Genomic DNA, 16,275 nt, shown 5'->3' on the forward strand with positions numbered 1-16,275 from the left:
TCTCAGTTAGCCAACGGAACTGGCGGGGGCAATGCGTCTTCGTCATTTCCCAGCGCAGAGCTGGCATGATGGTGCGGGCGGGGGCGCTCTTCTGCAACGCGGGTCAAGGACGCCTCACGAACCTGATGGACAGGTTGCGTATGCCACGCCGCTGCGACCAGCGGTGTCGGGCGTGCGCCGTGATAGCTCACAAGACGAACAGTTGGCGTCACGTCCGAACGGGTTGTCGCGCTGACATGCGGCGTCACAGGACGAGCAGAGGCCAGATCCATGTCTGGGGAATGGACAATCCGGTCAGCATGCGGGTGAGCAACATGCGTCGTAACGGCACGGGCTGTCATGACATGAGGTGTGGGAACTGCAGGTGTGGCTGCAGCAATAACCGGAGCATGCTGAACAGGCGCAACTGGGTGAACAACCGGAGGAGCCGGGAGCGGAAGATGTGCCTCGGTCGCCGCACGGTTGACGACTTCATGCAGGCTTTCTCGCGGATCTGTTGGAACAGGGCGAGAGCCCGGGTTGGGAAGGCGTGCTTCAAGACTGGCCATGCGGATGAACTGATCCGGGGCCATAGGGTGAAGGTCAGGAAGAAAGCGCGCTGCCAGGGTGTTCAGGCGATCCGGCTGGTTCAACAGGGCCCATTCCGTCCGCATCATGGCCGTTTGTGCGCGGACCTTCTGCGTTTCCTGGACCACCTTGGTGATCTTCTGGTCGAGGACCGTCGTCTCATGCTTCTTGGTGTAGAGAAACAGGCCAGACCCTGCGGCGAGAACAGCGCAGGCGATGGTGAAGGGCCGGATCATGCTCGGTTTCCTGAGGCGGGCGGTTGTGGGGCGGAATTACGAACCAGGGCGCGCAACCGGGCGCTGCGTGCTCTGGGGTTATCCCGCGCTTCCTCTTCCGTGGCAGACAGGGGGCGGGAATAGAGAAGAGAAAAAGCCGAAGGCTCTTTCCGGACGGGCGCCGGGTCATAGCGGGACGGATTGGCAGTACGACCTGCCAGTTCCGCCATGGCGCGCTTTGCCAGACGATCTTCAAGGGAATGGAAGGTCACAACAACGAACACGCCGCCTGGAGCCAGAAGGCGAGGGGCTGCCTCCAGCGCGCGTTCCAGTTCGCCCAACTCGTCATTCACAGCAATCCGGAGGCCTTGGAAGCTGCGCGTGGCAGGGTCGATCTTGGAGCGATCCTTGGGAACACAGGACCGAACGATATGGGCGAGGCGACCCGTGGTCGTAATGGGTTCTTCCGCGCGGGCTGCCACAATGGCGCGTGCGATGCGACGGGACAGCTTCTCTTCGCCATAACGATAGAGAACATCCGCCAGATCACCTTCCTTCATGGAATTTACCAGATCGGCAGCAGAGGGGCCTTCGCCCCCCATGCGCATATCCAGCGGGCCATCATTACGGAAAGAAAAGCCGCGTTCAGCCTGATCAATCTGGAAGGAAGAAACACCGAGATCCAGAACGATGCCGTCAAACGGTCCGTCCTGGCCCACAAGCGCTTCCATGTCCCCGAATGTTCCCTGATGCATGAACAGTCGACCATTGGCCTGCTCGGCCATGGCTTCACCACGGGCAATCGCAGTCGGGTCACGGTCAATGCCGTGTAGGGTGCAATCTGCGCTGTTGAGTATGGCACGTGCGTAACCGCCGCCGCCAAATGTTCCATCCAGATACCGGCCGCCTTCACGCGGGGAAAGTGCTTCGAGCACCTCCTTCAGCATGACGGGAACATGTCCTTGATGGACGAGCGTGATTGCGTTCATGCCGCATCTCCGGTGGCCGGTTTGCGGCTGCTGGTAAGTTCTTTTGCCCGTGCGCGGGCCTGGTGACGACGTTCTGCTGCTGCTGCCGGATTCCAGATCTGGAAAACGCGACCCAGTCCCATGAAGGACACTTCGTCGTTTAACGATGCATGGGCGCGCAGAACATCGGGAAGAATGATCCGGCCTTCCTTGTCGCTGTCGAGCGGATACGCATCTGCGTAAAGGCTGGCAGCCAGATCTTCGTGGTCTTCAGAGAACGGATCGTATTCGTCCAGAGGCTGCGCCAGAGAGGCGAAAGCGGCGGACGTCCAGGCTTCGATGCACGGATGAAGATGTGAGGGCCGAAGAATGACCAGCGCTTCGCCAGGCTGAGCCTGCGTTCTGAGAGCGGATCGGAAGGGGGCCGGAATGGAAACACGTCCCTTGGCGTCAAAGCGGTTCTGATGTGTGCCGAGGAACATGCTCATTGATGATGTGCCTCCCTTCACTTCAGGACTTGCGCAAGGTGATCAGGTATTTCTCTGTTCTTTCTTGGGATACCATGGGATTTCATGGGACGTCAAACATATATCTGCGAAAAACCGCAGAAAACTGCGGCTATTTTCATGGTGGAAATTGTGACGCGATTTTTTGCTGTTTGTTAGGAATTATCAGGGATAATCGCACGGCGAGATCTATACCTGCCGTTATTTGTTCCCTTTATGTTCTCATGGCGTAGCTTTTGAGAATTACTGGAGAACGTTTTTCATCAGAGGTGCCAGACGGCCTGTAAGCCGGGTTCTGTCCGCCAAAGGCGGGACGATCATTCCTCTGGGACATGCATCGCTGCATGTCTCACGCAACCAACCCGAACGACGGAGTGAGACGCTCCCGGCTGCCTTGCGACAGCCTGCCGTTCCTATTCGGTTTTGCTCCCGGTAGGGTTTACCGTGACCGACGCCGTTGCCGGCATCGCGGTGTGCTTTTACCACACCGTTTCGCCCTTACCCGCGACGTATTCCAAGAAGGAACAGTCCGGCGGGCGGTCTGTTTTCTGTGGCACTGTCCCTAGGGTCGCCCCCGCCGGCTGTTAGCCGGTACCGTTGTCCCATGGAGCCCGGACTTTCCTCCATGACGGGGATCCTCATCCCAATCACAGCGACCGTCCAGCCGTCTGGCGGTGCGGACCTTGCGCCGGGAGCGTTTGCGGGTCAAGGGCAGACTTTGTTCTGGTTTCGCTGCATGATGCTGGAATGAAACCAGTATTTGCCCTGAGGGTGTTCCTCGCGTGGCTCGCATGGCAGGCTCGTCGCCGCGGTGTTGTTCGTCAGTCAGTGCCTGTTGAGGTAGTGCCAGAGATCCCCGGTTCGGCCCCGTCGCCGGATGTGCTGAAGCAGATACGGAAGATCACCGGACGCCCCAGCTTTCCGCAATGCCTGTCATCCCTGCGGATCCGCAAATGGGTAGATATCAGGGTTCCCGGCGGGGAAGGTCCGCGACCTGCACGCCTGTATCGGCCAAGAGGGGCCGTATCGGGCGTGGTGTTGTTCCTGCATGGTGGCGGATTCGTACATTGCGATACGACGTCACATCATGGGATTTGTTGCCGCATCGCTGCGTCTTCAGGCGCAATGGTCCTGTCTCTCGATTACCGCCTGGCACCGGAACATCGCTTTCCCGCGGGCCTAAGAGACGCGCAGGCAGCCCTTCAGTGGCTCAAACTGGCAGCGCCGGATCTGCCGATTGCTGTGGCAGGGGATAGTGCTGGTGGAAATCTGTCAGCAGTGCTGGCGCAATGGAGTCGCTCACAGCCTGATCTGCAACTGGCTGCCCAGCTTCTTTATTACCCTGCCCTGAGTGGCCCGGTCATTCCTTTATCCCGGCATGATTACGCGGAGGGTTACATGCTGACGACAGACCTTCTGTATTGGTACTGTTCTCAGACTCTCTCATCGCCCGATCAACTGTTCGATCCGGAATTTTCGCCTGTTTTTGCGGGTCATCTCAGTGATCTTCCTCAAGCGATGATCGTGACGGCCGGCTTTGACCCTTTGCGTGGCGAAGGTGAACTTTACACGCGATTGCTCAGGGAGGCTGGAGGAACCGTCAAATACCGGGTGTTTCCACGCATGATCCATGGCTTTCTGAACGGGTATGCCCTGTTCAGGGATGGGCGGACAGCATTGCGGGAAGGGGGCGTATTTTTACGTGAGGCTTTCAGGAAGGCCGGATCACGACCTTCCTGAGCAGGAGCTTTAAAGCCGCAGTTCGTGGAACGTACCAGGCGTTCCTGCATCGGTTTGAATCGTGCGCTCACTGCGATCAACCTTCAGACTGAACAGTTTGTCAGCTGACGGTTTGTCTCCGGGGCAGCCATTACCGTGGCGTCCCAAGACATCAATGTCCGGATTATTCTCGGCAGCATTGCCATTCACAACGAACACGAGACAACGCTTGGGCATGTCCGTCAGTCCGTCGTTGGTCACGACAAGCCGCAGATGTTCCACAAGGGCTGTATTATCGAACCAGCTCAGCTTGTTGAACGTGAACTTGTCGTAGGAAAAATCCAGAAGTCCGGAACGAACGACCACGAACATCAGCAGAAACGCCGGCACCACAATCAGGAGCCGGCGCATCAGATGCTGTTTGAGTGTACGGGGCGGACGCCGTGTGCCCCGTGTAAAACGGGGCTTCGCGTTCGCGGGGTCAGTCAAAAGCAATTACTCCATGTCTTCGTGCCACTTGTCGCCCTTGTCGGCGAGCAGCGCTGCAGATTTCTCCGGACCATAAGACCCGGCACTGTAAGTCTGCATCGGCACCTTGTTCTCGCTCCAGGCCTTGAGCACAGGCTCGGCCCAGCGCCAGGCCGCTTCAACTTCGTCACGGCGAATGAACAGAACCGGATTCCCACGCACCGCGTCAAGCAGAAGGCGCTCATACGAGTCCGGGAAGGGGAGGCCGCCTTCCATGCGGATTGTCGTGTCGAGATCTGCCGTACGCAGGGTGTAAGCGTCCAGAGCGGGGTTCTTGACGTTAAGCTGGAGCTCAACACCCTCGTTCGGCTGAATGCGAATGACCAGTCGGTTTTCTGCTGGTGCGGCACCAAACAGAGCGGTGGGCGCAGAGCGGAAACGAATAACAATCTCGCTGACCTTGCGTGCAGAGCGCTTCGCCGTCCGGATGTAGAACGGAACACCCTTCCAGCGTGGAGTATCGACCCAGGCGCGCACTGCGGCGTATGTTTCCGTATTGCTCGGCTGTCCCAGCTCTTCCAGGTAGCCCGGAACGCTCTGGCCGCCGACAACGCCAGCCGTGTACTGCGCACGGACGGTTTCAGACGCGACAGTTTCATCCGTAATCGGGCGGAGTGCGTTCAGCACGGCCAGCTTGGCATTACGGACGGTATCGGCTTCCAGGGAATCTGGCGCTTCCATCGCGACCAGACACAGCACCTGCAGGAGATGATTCTGGATCATGTCCCGCATGGCACCTGACGTGTCGTAGTAGGAGGCACGCCCTTCAACCCCGACGGTTTCAGCAGCCGTGATCTGAACACTCTCGATCTGCTCGGCAGACCAGACGGCGTTCATGATCGGATTGGCAAAACGAAGAGCCAGAACGTTCTGGACAGTCTCTTTCCCGAGATAATGGTCAATACGATAGACCTGATTTTCCGGGAAATACTGGCCCACGCCGTCATTGATGGCAGTCGCGGTCGCCATGTCCGTGCCAATCGGCTTCTCCAGCACGACGCGCGAACGAGGCGTTACGAGGCTATGGCCGTGCAGGTTCTCGCAAATTCTTCCGTACAGTTGCGGGGCTGTTGCGAAGTAATAAACGCGGATCCGGTCAGACGGGGCTTCGGAGAGAATGGAGGACAGGGCGCTCCAGTCACTGTCGGCCTTCGTGCCATCAAGTGTGACGTAATGTAAAAGTCCCAGAAAACGGTCTACGAGGACCGGAGATCGGACATCATCGGGAATGAAGCGTTCCAGCGCCTCTTTGGCGCGGGCAACATAGCCGTCCCGGTCGATATCCGTACGGGCCGTACCAATGATGCGGGCATCGTCTGGTATCTGCCCCATGCGGAGACGGTTATAAAGCGCAGGCAGAAGCTTGCGCATTGTGAGATCGCCGGTGGCGCCAAAGATAACATAGTCGAATGGTTCGACTTGCTGGACGTGTTCCATGGGTGCTCTCTGACCTCTCGAACCCGGATTGTCGGGGGAAAAGGGTTTAGGGTTCAGGCCTTTGCAGGCAGGGTCTAGTTCCGCTCTGAGGGGCTTTATGTCAAGGGAACGGGCATGCACGACATCGGGAGGAGGCATCACGGAAACGCGTGCGTTCCCTAAATGTGCACATAATTCCGTTGACCTCCCAAGCCTTGGCGCGATAAGCCGCGCGGCTGGTGTCGCATCTCTGCGATGCCCCGGACTTATGCCTGAAAAAGGAAAATGAACATGGACGCAGAAAGCAAAATCGAAGGCGCCGCAACGGGTGGCATTGCTGCTGACCGCCTGCGCTCCATCATTGAGCGGGTCGAGCGTCTGGAGGAAGAACGCAAGGCTCTGGCGGGTGACATCAAGGATATTTTCTCTGAAGCGAAGTCTGCCGGTTTTGACGTGAAGGTGATCAAGCAGATCATCAAGCTGCGTAAGCAGGAGCCTGCGGAAGTGGAAGAGCAGGAAACGCTTCTTGATATCTATCGCCGCGCTCTTGGCATGTAATCCGGCGTCTCCGGATCGAACCCGCATTGTCTGGCTCTCTTAATATCCGGACCGGAGCATGATGCCCGATATTTCATGGTTGCCCGCATGGGCATTGATGTCTCTGCTGATCATTGCCGGGCTGTTCGCCCTGGCACTGGTCTGCATGCCGTTTGCCGTTTTCGGTGTTAAGCCACGGTTGCAGGAACTCGAGTTCCAGATTGCAGAACTGCGTGCAGAGCTTCAATCACTGTCTCTGCGTCTGACGGCCCCGCCATCAGACCGGATGGTTGCCGCCGGGCGGCCGTCTGCCGAAGAAAGCCGGACTGACAGTGTTCGTGCGCCAGTTCAGAAAACGCCCTCGGTTGAGCGCGTACCGTCTGAACCAGCGGATTATTTTGAGCCTGCTGCTGTCGTGCGTGCTGAAGGGCCGTCCTATGAAGACGGTCCGTTGGTGGCGGATCCTGACGCTCTGCGAAGAGTAGCCAAGAAGCCTGAGGTCGCTAAAAAAAGCTGGTCTCGCGCGCCTTGGGAGGGTGAGCAGGCGCGAATTCGTGCTGCTCGGGAACGGGAAGAGCTTGCTCCTCGCTCCGTAGTCAGCCGAAGTGATGATGACGAAGCCTTTAGGGCCCGCGCAGAGCCAAAGCTCCGGTGGCCGCCAAAAGACTAAAAACGGTTTGTGCTGGAAGGGCTTTAGTGCTGATCCAGCACAAGATCATCGCGATGAATCAGAACATCGCGACCACGGTAGCCTAAAAGCTGCTCCATTTCTTCCGAGTGATGGCCGATAAGCTTTACGCACTCTTCGGAGGTGTAAGATGCGAGCCCACGACCCAACACATTTCCCCCCGCATCTTTGATCAAAACAAGATCGCCGCGCTCGAAGTGTCCGTCAATTGCGGTAACGCCAGCGGGAAGGAGTGATGCGCCCACGATCAGGGCATTCTGCGCTCCCGCATCAATCACAAGAGAACCCTTGGGGTGCAGGCTGCTTCCGATCCAACGTTTGCGAGCAGATCCCGTATCCGTCTGGGGAAGGAACCAAGTGCACAGACCACCATCCAGAAGCTTCTGGATGGGGTTCTGCGCCTGTCCTGCCGCAATGACCATGGCTGCGCCAGCGCGACTGGCAATTCGCGCCGCCATAAGCTTCGTACGCATCCCGCCAGACGAGTAGCCAGGTGGAGGCTCGCCCCCCATGGCCATGATGTCGTCCGTCACTTGATCAATGACCGGAATATGGCGCGCGGCTGGATTCGTGCGGGGGTCTGCCGTGTAGAGGCCGTCAATGTCGGAGAGGAGAACGAGACAATCCGCTTCAATCATCTGCGCAACACGGGCGCCTAAACGATCGTTGTCACCAAAACGAATTTCCGAGGTAGCGATGGCATCATTTTCATTGATGACGGGAATGCAGCCAAGGTCCAGCAAGGTCTGGAGTGTAGCGCGAGCATTCAGATGCCGCTCGCGGCTTTCCGTGTCATCAGGCGTAAGGAGAAGTTGGCCTGCGACAAGACCGTGCTTGGCAAGAGCCTCACTCCAGCCCTGAGCGAGACCAATCTGTCCAACTGTAGCAAGTGCCTGCTTTTCGTCGAGGCGCAGGCGGCGGTTCATCAGGCCCAGTTGATGTCTTGCAAGGGAAATTGCCCCTGAAGATACGACAACCACTTCAGTGCCAGCCTTTCTGAGACTGGCGATGTCCTCACAGACACTGCGCAACCAGTCGGCCCGCAGCGCTGCCTGTGCGCCATCAACAAGAAGAGCGCTTCCAACCTTGATAACAATCCGGCGCGCCTGCGCCAGTTGAGGGGCAGGGGCCTTGGCGGTCATGCCAGCTTGCTTTCCTTTGCTGCATTGACGCGATCCTGAAGGAGCCGGAGCAGCTCGGGAAGGCCTTCGCCTGTCACGCCGGAGAGTGTCAGCACTTCTGCGCCAGATGCTTTTGCAAGAGCCCGTTTTTTTGCTGATTTCTGTTCGGCAGTCAGAGAATCGCACTTGTTGAGCACAATGATTTCAGGCTTGGCGGCCAGGACCGGATCATAAGCTTCAAGCTCATTCCGGATCAGGCGCCAGTGCTTTACGATCTGCGATTCTGTTCCATCAATCAGATGAAGCAGCGTTGCGCAGCGCTCGACATGGCCCAGGAAGCGGTCGCCGAGGCCTGCGCCTTCGCTTGCGCCTTCGATTAGTCCCGGAATATCCGCAATTACGAACTCTTCAGTCGTATTCAAGCGTACGACGCCAAGCTGCGGATGCAGAGTGGTAAACGGGTAGTCTGCAATCTTCGGGCGCGCACGGGATGCCACGGAAAGAAGCGTAGATTTGCCTGCATTCGGGAGGCCAACCAGGCCCACATCCGCAATGAGTTTCAGGCGAAGCCAGACCCAGCGCTCTTCACCCGGCCAACCCTTGTCGGCACGGCGTGGCGCACGATTGGTGCTGGTCTTGTAATGGGCATTGCCTCTGCCACCATCACCGCCGCGGCACAGAAGGATCTCTTTGCCGTCTTCGTCCAGATCTGCAAGGAGTGTCTCGCGGTCTTCATCGAAGATCTGCGTGCCGACGGGCACATTGATGATAACGTTTTCCGCAGCTGCACCGGTTCTATCGGAACCTGCGCCGTTGCCGCCTTTACGGGCCTTGAAGTGCTGTGTGTATCGGAAGTCGATCAGCGTATTGAGGGCAGGGACGGCGCGGAAAAGAACATCGCCACCACGCCCGCCGTTACCACCGTCAGGGCCACCGAATTCGACGTACTTTTCCCGACGGAAGGCGATCACGCCGTCACCGCCATCGCCGGAACGTACATAGATCTTGGCCTGGTCGAGAAATTTCATCGTATTATCCGCAACATATGAAAAAGGCCGGCCCTTGGGAGGACCGGCCCTTCCGCTCGCGCTTGGGGCGCGGTGACTTACTCGGCGGCTTCCGGCAGCGCCACGGAAACGTGGACGCGGCCTTCGGCGCGACGCTGGAACTTCACATGTCCGTCCACAAGGGCGAACAGTGTGTGATCGCGACCAATGCCGACATTGCTGCCAGCCTTCATCTTGGTTCCACGCTGACGGACAATGATGTTGCCTGCCAGAACGCTCTCGCCGCCGAACTTCTTGACGCCGAGACGGCGACCGGCGCTATCGCGCCCGTTACGACTGGAACCGCCTGCCTTTTTTTGTGCCATGGCTGTGTATCCTTCCTAGTGCGGCTTCAGGCCGCGTTGATCGCGTCGATGCGCAGCACGGTAACGTGCTGGCGGTGGCCATTCTTACGACGGCTGTTCTGACGGCGACGCTTCTTGAAGATGATGACCTTGGCCAGACGATCCTGTGCGACCACGGTGGCCGTCACGGTTGCGCCAGCAACCAGCGGCGCGCCAACGGTCACGCTGCCTTCGCTGCCGACCATCAGGACGTCGGAGAAGGTCACGGTGCTACCGGCTTCAGCCTCAAGCTTTTCAACCTTCAGGATGCTCTCAGGAGCAACACGGTACTGTTTTCCGCCTGTGCGGATGACTGCAAACATTCTGGAAACTCTCGCTGTTCCGATCTCTTGGCCGCTTTTGCCGGGGTATTCCCGGTCTGGCGCAGCCCAGTCGCTTCTTATCGTTGGTTCCTGACCGAACACATGGGACGGCTAGAACAGGCGGGTCGATACAAGGAGACAGCCCTCCAGTCAATCAAAAACAGCGAATTGTGAGTAAGTCATGCCATCTTTAATTGGAGAAAGAGTGGTGGCGCCCTCTTGCATTATGCTGAAAATCCAGTCATAAGCCGCGCCATCGATCAGGTCTGCTTCTGTAGACCGTACGGAGAGGTGCCAGAGTGGTCGATTGGGGCGGTCTCGAAAACCGTTGTGCCTTCGCGGGTACCGTGGGTTCGAATCCCACCCTCTCCGCCAGATAAATCAAAAATTCCCAGATTTTTCAGAGAGTTATTTGATTTACCAAAATCTATCCCACCTTGGGTCCCATCTTAAAAAATGCGTCATCGTGCAGCGCCCGGACGCGATATGCGTCGTCCTGTAAATTTATCGACGCGACCTGCTGACTGAAATCCTGTCATTCCCCGAGGCATCCAGATAATCTGAGGCCGAGACTGAAGCAGCACTCCGCAAAAATTCGCTCAGAAATATCTTGAAATCGTCGCCCGTGTTCAGCTAACGTTCTCTTGTTGGTTGACACTAAAGTATAGAAGACTTCTTACAGGGGAAGTGCACTACCTGCTTCTGATCGAAGCAGCAATTTTGCAGAATCCTGAACGCCCAAAAACCAAACGAACCACGGTGTCATCGTTAGTTCCGCAAGGGACATGTTTGGACGGGCGTATCATGGACTCTATATTGGCGAGTCGTCTTTCGGATGACTTTTTTATAAGCCGTCGCGAAGCCGCGACACGGCTCTGTGTCTCTCTCTCAACAATTGATCGGTATGTCGCCGCTGGGGTTCTGCAGCGCTACAAGATCGGACCGCGTCGGACGCTCTTTCGGCTACGCGACGTCGAGCATCTTGTCCGTCGCGACGATGTCGGCTTTCAGGCACCTGCGCCAGTGCGCTTGAGGCCGGATTTCTAGTCATCTCGCCCCTTCAGGGCCAGATCCCCGCAAATCCCGCTTCAATGCTGAAAGTCGCCCCGATGTTTGATGTCGTTGAAACAGAATTTTCTTGGGAAGCTCCCTGGAGCTCTCTTGAAGTCAAAAATGTTGCCCAGGATTTTTTCTACTGGCTTCTCACGAATGTCTTCAGAGGCCCCACGGATGGAACTTATACAGATCCTGATCACCCGCAGGCCAGTTGGTCACTGTTGGACATTTCCAAAGCCATCGAGCGCTCTTTGCCGCGTGATATCGGCGCAAGGTGGTCCCGCGTTTATTTTGAAAGCCCAAATTTCTCGGACAGAAAAATAGATGAAATCATAGAGAGGCTGACACTGCGACAGCCCCATTCGATAACTAGGGGTCCGCACTTTTGGGCACAGACAGATGCACTCATGGAATTGCTGTTCGCCCGGACATCCTTCTGGTCTGATGCATTGACACTGGATGACCTTCTTCCGCAGCTGACATCAGGCCGGATGATTCAAGTTTATGACGAATACCGGAAGACAGGTCTGCCACTCAATGTGATTGGAGAACACGTTCTCTTTTATAAAAGACCAATCCGATCCGATGAGCAACGCGATGTTGCTCGCGCTTTGAGGGATCTTGGTTGGACACGGCATCGCACTGCTCAGGCCCGTCGTTGGATAGCACCTCCTGATTTTCCATCGCGAGACCGAAACAAGCCCCGATGGCATCACAAGTGAAGACATCTCGTAAAGCGCTACGACTTCTCCAGTGTCTTTCTTTGCCCAGCCGTCTTTTTCTTGGTCATTTGCCTCGCTGCAACCCTATGTCCTGACGCTAAGTTCTGAGCCTAGGGGACGCATATGTTTACATGCCAAAGGGCATTTCGTAACAAAAAGCGTCACCACATAGGGTTCTAGAGCGAATGTCGTCGAAGCCAAGCCATCATTCGGTCCTTTCGTACTGGCATTCCGCTCTTCTTGATGACGCCCAGATGAAGATCTCCTTCAGCCGGGATAATCTGGTTGCCCTTGACGATGAGGGCTTTGAAAAAGGCCAGCTGCCGCCTGACAAAACCCAGGCACTGAGAAAGATACATCCTGCCTCCCGTGACCTGGCTCCCGACGATTCCATTATCGCGATGGCCGGTATCCGCATTCTTCTCGGACAGGTCAGGCATTCCACCGAGCATACGAAACAGCCTGCCCTTTTCTGTATGGCCATGCTCGTCAACGTCAGTCCGGATGGCACCATCCAGCCGCTCAAGGATGCCTCGCCCTGGATAAATCGAGATCTTCTCGAACCGTCAGATGGTGACGTCCTGATTGGTGATTTAGCCACCATGGACACGTGGCTCCAGCTCAATCCGTTTGAAGGAGGCAGTCTCGGCAAGACCCTGAAGTGGGCGGAAAAGCTCTGGAACGCGGTGATCGGGGAAGACGGATTACCCGACGGCTATGAACTCTGGGAGCGCGTGGCACTTCAGCCTGCGGAGGCTAGCATCGGGATGATTGCGACCCTCCATCAGCGACGGTTTTACGATACCGTTCTGGCTGACACCGGTCTCGTAACACCTCTGCTCGCAAGGTATGTCGATGGCGGACCGGAACCGGCTGTCGTGGATGAGGCCCACGAGTGGGTTGCAGCGGGCCAAGCCAGGGGAACGATGACTTCCGCCTATGGAATGTCACCCAGTCAGTCTGAAGCCATGACGGCGTTCTGCTCGGTGAAAGATGGTGACATTCTCGCCGTGAACGGCCCCCCGGGCACCGGCAAGACGACACTTCTGCAAGGTATCGTGGCAACGGAGCTGGTGAGGCGCGCGCTCGAGGGTGGTGATCCGGCGGTCATCGTCGGGACCTCAACCAACAACCAGGCTGTCACCAATATCATTGATGCCATGAAAAAAGCCATGGCTTCCAAGGACAGCCGGCCATGGGCGAGAAGATGGATTGGAGGTGCCGATGCGCTGGGTCTGTATTTCCCTTCCGGAGATAAAGAAAAAGAGGCTTTGAAAGCCGGCTACCTGATCGCGTCTCCGGGAAGAGGCCTGGGCACGATGGAGTGGAAAGGCTTCCCCGAACGTGAACGGGACACGGCCGATGCCTGGGCCTCCCGTGACGCCTGGATCAACGGCTACTACGGTTCTTTCTATCCGGGCGTCACTCCGCCAGTCCGCAAGGAGCACCTTTCAGGTCACGGTCCTCAGGGGGCGCGTCACGACATCAGCCTTGTTGAAGATGGCATCGCGAAAATCCGCGCCCGGATGAAGGTGCTTGTCGAAACAGGGCGGGTCTGTGCTGGAGAAGCCAGAAAGCTGAATCAGCTTTACGTGGCCTCAGGCTATGGAACATATCCCGACATCACAAAGGCCATCGCCCAGCGGGAAGCCCTTCTTCAGGAGCGCAGGCCAAGGGAAGACGCTCTCAAATCCGACCTCAAGGAAAAAGAGGCCGCTGCCGCTGTTCCGCGCGCCAGGATCAATGAGGAGAACCGGAAGACCCGGGACCTCCTTAAGCAACGTGATGATGCCGTGCATGCTGCCGGGCAGAAAGTCGAAGAGGTGGGAGCACATGCCGTCGCGCTCATTGCTGCATTGCCGGAGGGCGGTTTCTTTTCGAACCTGATAAGTGGACGCAGCTGGGCGAATGTTGAAAGGCTTGTTGCCGAGGGTAGACAGGGCAGCTTCTTTCGGTCGCTCATGCAAGCTCAGGTCAAGTCCAAGCTCGAATGGATGAATGCCATCAATGAGATGACTGCATCAGCCGAGAGGAAGCTCGCAACAGTCCGGGAATCCCGGGAAGAGACGCGTCAGGCTCGAGATACCCTGGTCCAGAAGTTGGAACGCGAGGTTGCCGCTGCCGACCTGGTGAGCAAAACCGCCCGAGCAGAGTATGATCACTATGTGGGAGGCTCCTATGTTCTGGCCGGTCGCGAGCTTGAAAAGCTCGTCACCCTCAAGCATCAGATACTCCAGAAACTTCAGGATTGCTGCACGGCCATTGAAACGGTTCTGGCACCGTCCGACTGGGCCGCGATGTTCGACATGCCGGAAGAAAAACTTCCCTGGCGCCAGAGCGACTGGACAGGAAGGCTAGATGTCATCGAGGATTTCCTGGACCGGACAATACGCTACGCTCTGTTCCAGTATGCTTTGCGCTACTGGGAAGGTCGGTGGGTCCTTGAAGTTCAGGCTCTTCAGGATGCGCTCGAGCAGAACGACAACAAGGTCTATCCGTTCAAGGTTGGCGGCAGAGCCATGGAGGCCATGTATCGTCGATGGGCGATGCTGACACCGCTCTTCATCGTGACGGCAGCCAGCCTTCCGAAGTTTCCCAAATGCACGATGATGGAAAAGGGCAAATTCGTCGAACGTTTCATGGCAGGCTTTTTCGACCTGCTCATTGTTGACGAAGCCGGACAGATAGCCCCCTACCAAATGGTCCCGGCCATGGCCTTCTCGAAGAAAGCCGTTGTGGTCGGGGATGTCTTCCAGATTGAGCCGGTCGTCACCAGTTCCCATACAACGGATACTGGCAATGCCCGAAAGGCCGGCGTTCAGGAATACTTCTGGGATGACGACGGACCGGTTGATCCCCGCGTCGTCACGGCCGCCCCGGGAAACAATAACATCATGGGCTCCGTGATGCGCGTGGTCCAGACGGGCACCAGTCACTCCTCACCGGACAGCCCTGTTCCCGGTATCTTCCTGACCGAGCACCGCCGTTGCCGACGGGACATCATCGAGATCTGCAACGAACTCGTTTATAAGGGCCGCCTGAAACCCATGACCGCAGAACCGGACAGGGAACCTCCTCTGCCGCCTCTTGCTTGGGCCAATGTCAATGGAACGTCGGAGCGTCTGGGGCGCAGTCAGCGCAATCCCCGTGAAGCGGAGGCCATCGCGCGGTGGATTGTCAGTAAAGCGGATGAATGGAAGGACTTCTACGACAAGCCGGTGAACGAGATTGTCGCGGTGATTGCCCCCTATGGACCGCAGAGAGACGCCATCCGGCGGGCCTTGCGCAAGTTCAGCACGGCCCATACAGACAAGAACATCTCGAAAATCAAGGTCGGCACGGTCAACGCCATGCAGGGCGCGGAACGGGACATCATCATCTTCTCGCCAACATGCGACCGCAAGGCGAGCACGGGATTCCTGGATGGCAAGCGCAGTCTTCTCAACGTCGCCATCTCACGAGCCGTCCATTCGTTCGTCGTCATTGGCACGATGGAAATCTTCGAGCGAAATCCTGCGTCGGCCTTGGGAATTCTGGGGAGAGCCCTGTTTTCCAAGGGCTATGAACTCGGGGATGTGACTGGCAACTGGGCGGCAGATACGTCTCTCATCCTCCGTGGCAAGAGGCTGTCATCCGTAAGCGAGCACCACGCGCAACTGGATAAAGCCCTCGCGGACCTGAAAGACGGCGAGGAAATTGTCATTGTTTCCCCCTTCCTGTCCCTCTCCGGCGTCAACGCACCTGAACTCCAGGACAGCATCCGCGAGGCCGTTGGCAGAGGGGCCGCGGTCAATATCGTGACGCGCGCTCCCAACGCTCCCGGTTATTCCAACGGAACATCACCTGCGTGCAGAAAAGCACTCGAGGAGACGGGAGCAAGGCTGCACGACATCAAGCTCCTGCATTCGAAGACGCTGATGACGCAGAGCTTCATTGCCGAAGGGTCCTTCAACTGGCTGAGCGTCATGCGCGACAAACCTGAGGGTGCCAACCTGGATACGTCATGGGTGCTGACCGGGGAGGATGCCCATAAAGCCGCCCGAGAAGCCATTGATGAGCTCAACCTTCTTCTGAAAGAGAGCAAGCCTCCGTCTGAAATAGGGCACGGAATAATGGCGGCTTTTGCCAGTCAAGGGAAACGCTTACAGCTTTTCCCGGAGTAATACCAACAGTAATGATGCTGGTTTTCGATGATAAATTTCAGCATTATGCAGTTTGTGTTCGGCAAGCACTCGTTCACGAATACAAGGCGGGTGTGGAAAAGAAAGCCTGATCGTATCCATAGTTTTCTGCGGCACATATTTGAGGTCACGTGTGACTACCAACCATATCTTGATACGGCCACCGCTATGGGGGGAACAGAATGTCGGCTTTGTGTATGGCGATCGGCAAAACCAGACACGCACACGGATGACCCTCGCGAAGGCTTTCATCCTATTCCAATCGTTCAAACAACCCGTGAGATTTTCTGAAAGCCGACATCCGCAGGCTCATTCGCGAGCGTGGAAAGCGAGCTTTC

14 protein-coding genes, 1 tRNA gene and 1 other RNA gene are annotated in these 16,275 nt (G+C 57.1%); 6 read left to right on the plus strand and 10 right to left on the minus strand.

Annotation, left to right across the window (positions count from 1 at the left end):
* Nucleotides 1–2: 2 nt before the first annotated feature.
* The 4 genes from KP708_RS09875 to rnpB all read right to left on the minus strand — a co-directional run bounded on the left by KP708_RS09875 (nucleotide 3) and on the right by rnpB (nucleotide 2,928).
* The gene (locus tag KP708_RS09875; protein WP_215751253.1) at nucleotides 3–803 is read right to left on the minus strand and encodes a hypothetical protein; all 801 of its coding nucleotides are present in this window, start codon (nucleotides 801–803) and stop codon (nucleotides 3–5) included.
* Nucleotides 800–1,771, minus strand: a complete 972-nt coding sequence (gene rsmH / locus KP708_RS09880; RefSeq protein ID WP_215751254.1) for a 16S rRNA (cytosine(1402)-N(4))-methyltransferase RsmH — start codon at nucleotides 1,769–1,771, stop codon at nucleotides 800–802. Before rsmH ends, KP708_RS09875 begins: the two co-directional genes overlap by 4 nt.
* Nucleotides 1,768–2,238, minus strand: coding sequence for a division/cell wall cluster transcriptional repressor MraZ (gene mraZ / locus KP708_RS09885; RefSeq protein WP_211502790.1), 471 nt, complete (start codon nucleotides 2,236–2,238; stop codon nucleotides 1,768–1,770). Before mraZ ends, rsmH begins: the two co-directional genes overlap by 4 nt.
* Before the next feature lie 286 nt (nucleotides 2,239–2,524).
* An RNA gene (gene rnpB / locus KP708_RS09890) (RNase P RNA component class A) lies at nucleotides 2,525–2,928 on the minus strand.
* A gap of 75 nt (nucleotides 2,929–3,003) precedes the next feature.
* Here rnpB and KP708_RS09895 point away from each other — a divergent pair.
* A complete protein-coding gene (locus tag KP708_RS09895; RefSeq protein WP_215751255.1) occupies nucleotides 3,004–3,996 on the plus strand; it encodes an alpha/beta hydrolase in 993 nt (330 codons plus the stop codon).
* Between the two features lie 9 nt (nucleotides 3,997–4,005).
* Here KP708_RS09895 and KP708_RS09900 read toward each other — a convergent pair whose 3' ends face one another.
* Together KP708_RS09900 and zwf are read right to left on the minus strand one after the other, a co-directional pair.
* A complete protein-coding gene (locus KP708_RS09900) occupies nucleotides 4,006–4,464 on the minus strand; it encodes a hypothetical protein (protein WP_046902046.1) in 459 nt (152 codons plus the stop codon).
* A gap of 6 nt (nucleotides 4,465–4,470) precedes the next feature.
* A complete protein-coding gene (gene zwf / locus KP708_RS09905) occupies nucleotides 4,471–5,940 on the minus strand; it encodes a glucose-6-phosphate dehydrogenase (RefSeq protein ID WP_202207309.1) in 1,470 nt (489 codons plus the stop codon).
* A gap of 270 nt (nucleotides 5,941–6,210) precedes the next feature.
* Here zwf and KP708_RS09910 point away from each other — a divergent pair, with 270 nt between their 5' ends.
* Together KP708_RS09910 and KP708_RS09915 are read left to right on the plus strand one after the other, a co-directional pair.
* Nucleotides 6,211–6,477 (plus strand): GapR family DNA-binding domain-containing protein, encoded by a 267-nt coding sequence (locus tag KP708_RS09910; protein WP_007283547.1) that lies wholly within the window; start codon nucleotides 6,211–6,213, stop codon nucleotides 6,475–6,477.
* Nucleotides 6,478–6,535: 58 nt separating this feature from the next.
* A complete protein-coding gene (locus KP708_RS09915) occupies nucleotides 6,536–7,126 on the plus strand; it encodes a hypothetical protein (RefSeq protein WP_215751256.1) in 591 nt (196 codons plus the stop codon).
* A gap of 23 nt (nucleotides 7,127–7,149) precedes the next feature.
* Here the strand turns inward: KP708_RS09915 and proB are convergent, their stop codons facing one another.
* The 4 genes from proB to rplU form a co-directional block, all read right to left on the minus strand.
* The gene (proB, locus tag KP708_RS09920) at nucleotides 7,150–8,286 is read right to left on the minus strand and encodes a glutamate 5-kinase (protein WP_215751257.1); all 1,137 of its coding nucleotides are present in this window, start codon (nucleotides 8,284–8,286) and stop codon (nucleotides 7,150–7,152) included.
* Nucleotides 8,283–9,293 carry a GTPase ObgE gene (gene obgE, locus KP708_RS09925; protein ID WP_064273106.1) on the minus strand — a complete coding sequence of 337 codons (1,011 nt, stop codon included), beginning with the start codon at nucleotides 9,291–9,293 and terminating at the stop codon, nucleotides 8,283–8,285. Before obgE ends, proB begins: the two co-directional genes overlap by 4 nt.
* A 77-nt stretch (nucleotides 9,294–9,370) precedes the next feature.
* A complete protein-coding gene (rpmA, locus tag KP708_RS09930; protein WP_046901385.1) occupies nucleotides 9,371–9,637 on the minus strand; it encodes a 50S ribosomal protein L27 in 267 nt (88 codons plus the stop codon).
* Between the two features lie 26 nt (nucleotides 9,638–9,663).
* Nucleotides 9,664–9,978, minus strand: coding sequence for a 50S ribosomal protein L21 (rplU, locus tag KP708_RS09935; RefSeq protein WP_046901386.1), 315 nt, complete (start codon nucleotides 9,976–9,978; stop codon nucleotides 9,664–9,666).
* A gap of 285 nt (nucleotides 9,979–10,263) precedes the next feature.
* On the opposite strand from rplU, the gene KP708_RS09940 reads away from it, so the two are divergent.
* The 3 genes from KP708_RS09940 to KP708_RS09950 all read left to right on the plus strand — a co-directional run bounded on the left by KP708_RS09940 (nucleotide 10,264) and on the right by KP708_RS09950 (nucleotide 15,919).
* A tRNA-Ser gene (locus tag KP708_RS09940) sits at nucleotides 10,264–10,353 on the plus strand.
* Between the two features lie 441 nt (nucleotides 10,354–10,794).
* Nucleotides 10,795–11,025: an AlpA family transcriptional regulator gene (locus tag KP708_RS09945; RefSeq protein WP_252348093.1), complete on the plus strand. Its 231-nt coding sequence runs from the start codon at nucleotides 10,795–10,797 to the stop codon at nucleotides 11,023–11,025.
* Nucleotides 11,026–12,010: 985 nt separating this feature from the next.
* Nucleotides 12,011–15,919 carry an AAA domain-containing protein gene (locus tag KP708_RS09950; protein ID WP_252347570.1) on the plus strand — a complete coding sequence of 1,303 codons (3,909 nt, stop codon included), beginning with the start codon at nucleotides 12,011–12,013 and terminating at the stop codon, nucleotides 15,917–15,919.
* Nucleotides 15,920–16,275: the final 356 nt, after the last annotated feature.

The organism is Gluconobacter sp. P5H9_a (genome assembly GCF_018812085.1).
GTDB lineage: Bacteria > Pseudomonadota > Alphaproteobacteria > Acetobacterales > Acetobacteraceae > Gluconobacter.

What these genes read in the sequence shown, in the direction of transcription:
- KP708_RS09875 (WP_215751253.1), bottom strand. Translation starts at nt 803, where the DNA reads ATGATCCGGCCCTTCACCATCGCCTGCGCTGTTCTCGCCGCAGGGTCT.
- rsmH (WP_215751254.1), bottom strand. Translation starts at nt 1,771, where the DNA reads ATGAACGCAATCACGCTCGTCCATCAAGGACATGTTCCCGTCATGCTG.
- mraZ (WP_211502790.1), bottom strand. Translation starts at nt 2,238, where the DNA reads ATGAGCATGTTCCTCGGCACACATCAGAACCGCTTTGACGCCAAGGGA.
- KP708_RS09895 (WP_215751255.1), top strand. Translation starts at nt 3,004, where the DNA reads ATGAAACCAGTATTTGCCCTGAGGGTGTTCCTCGCGTGGCTCGCATGG.
- zwf (WP_202207309.1), bottom strand. Translation starts at nt 5,940, where the DNA reads ATGGAACACGTCCAGCAAGTCGAACCATTCGACTATGTTATCTTTGGC.
- KP708_RS09910 (WP_007283547.1), top strand. Translation starts at nt 6,211, where the DNA reads ATGGACGCAGAAAGCAAAATCGAAGGCGCCGCAACGGGTGGCATTGCT.
- KP708_RS09915 (WP_215751256.1), top strand. Translation starts at nt 6,536, where the DNA reads ATGATGCCCGATATTTCATGGTTGCCCGCATGGGCATTGATGTCTCTG.
- proB (WP_215751257.1), bottom strand. Translation starts at nt 8,286, where the DNA reads ATGACCGCCAAGGCCCCTGCCCCTCAACTGGCGCAGGCGCGCCGGATT.
- obgE (WP_064273106.1), bottom strand. Translation starts at nt 9,293, where the DNA reads ATGAAATTTCTCGACCAGGCCAAGATCTATGTACGTTCCGGCGATGGC.
- rpmA (WP_046901385.1), bottom strand. Translation starts at nt 9,637, where the DNA reads ATGGCACAAAAAAAGGCAGGCGGTTCCAGTCGTAACGGGCGCGATAGC.
- rplU (WP_046901386.1), bottom strand. Translation starts at nt 9,978, where the DNA reads ATGTTTGCAGTCATCCGCACAGGCGGAAAACAGTACCGTGTTGCTCCT.
- KP708_RS09950 (WP_252347570.1), top strand. Translation starts at nt 12,011, where the DNA reads ATGAAGATCTCCTTCAGCCGGGATAATCTGGTTGCCCTTGACGATGAG.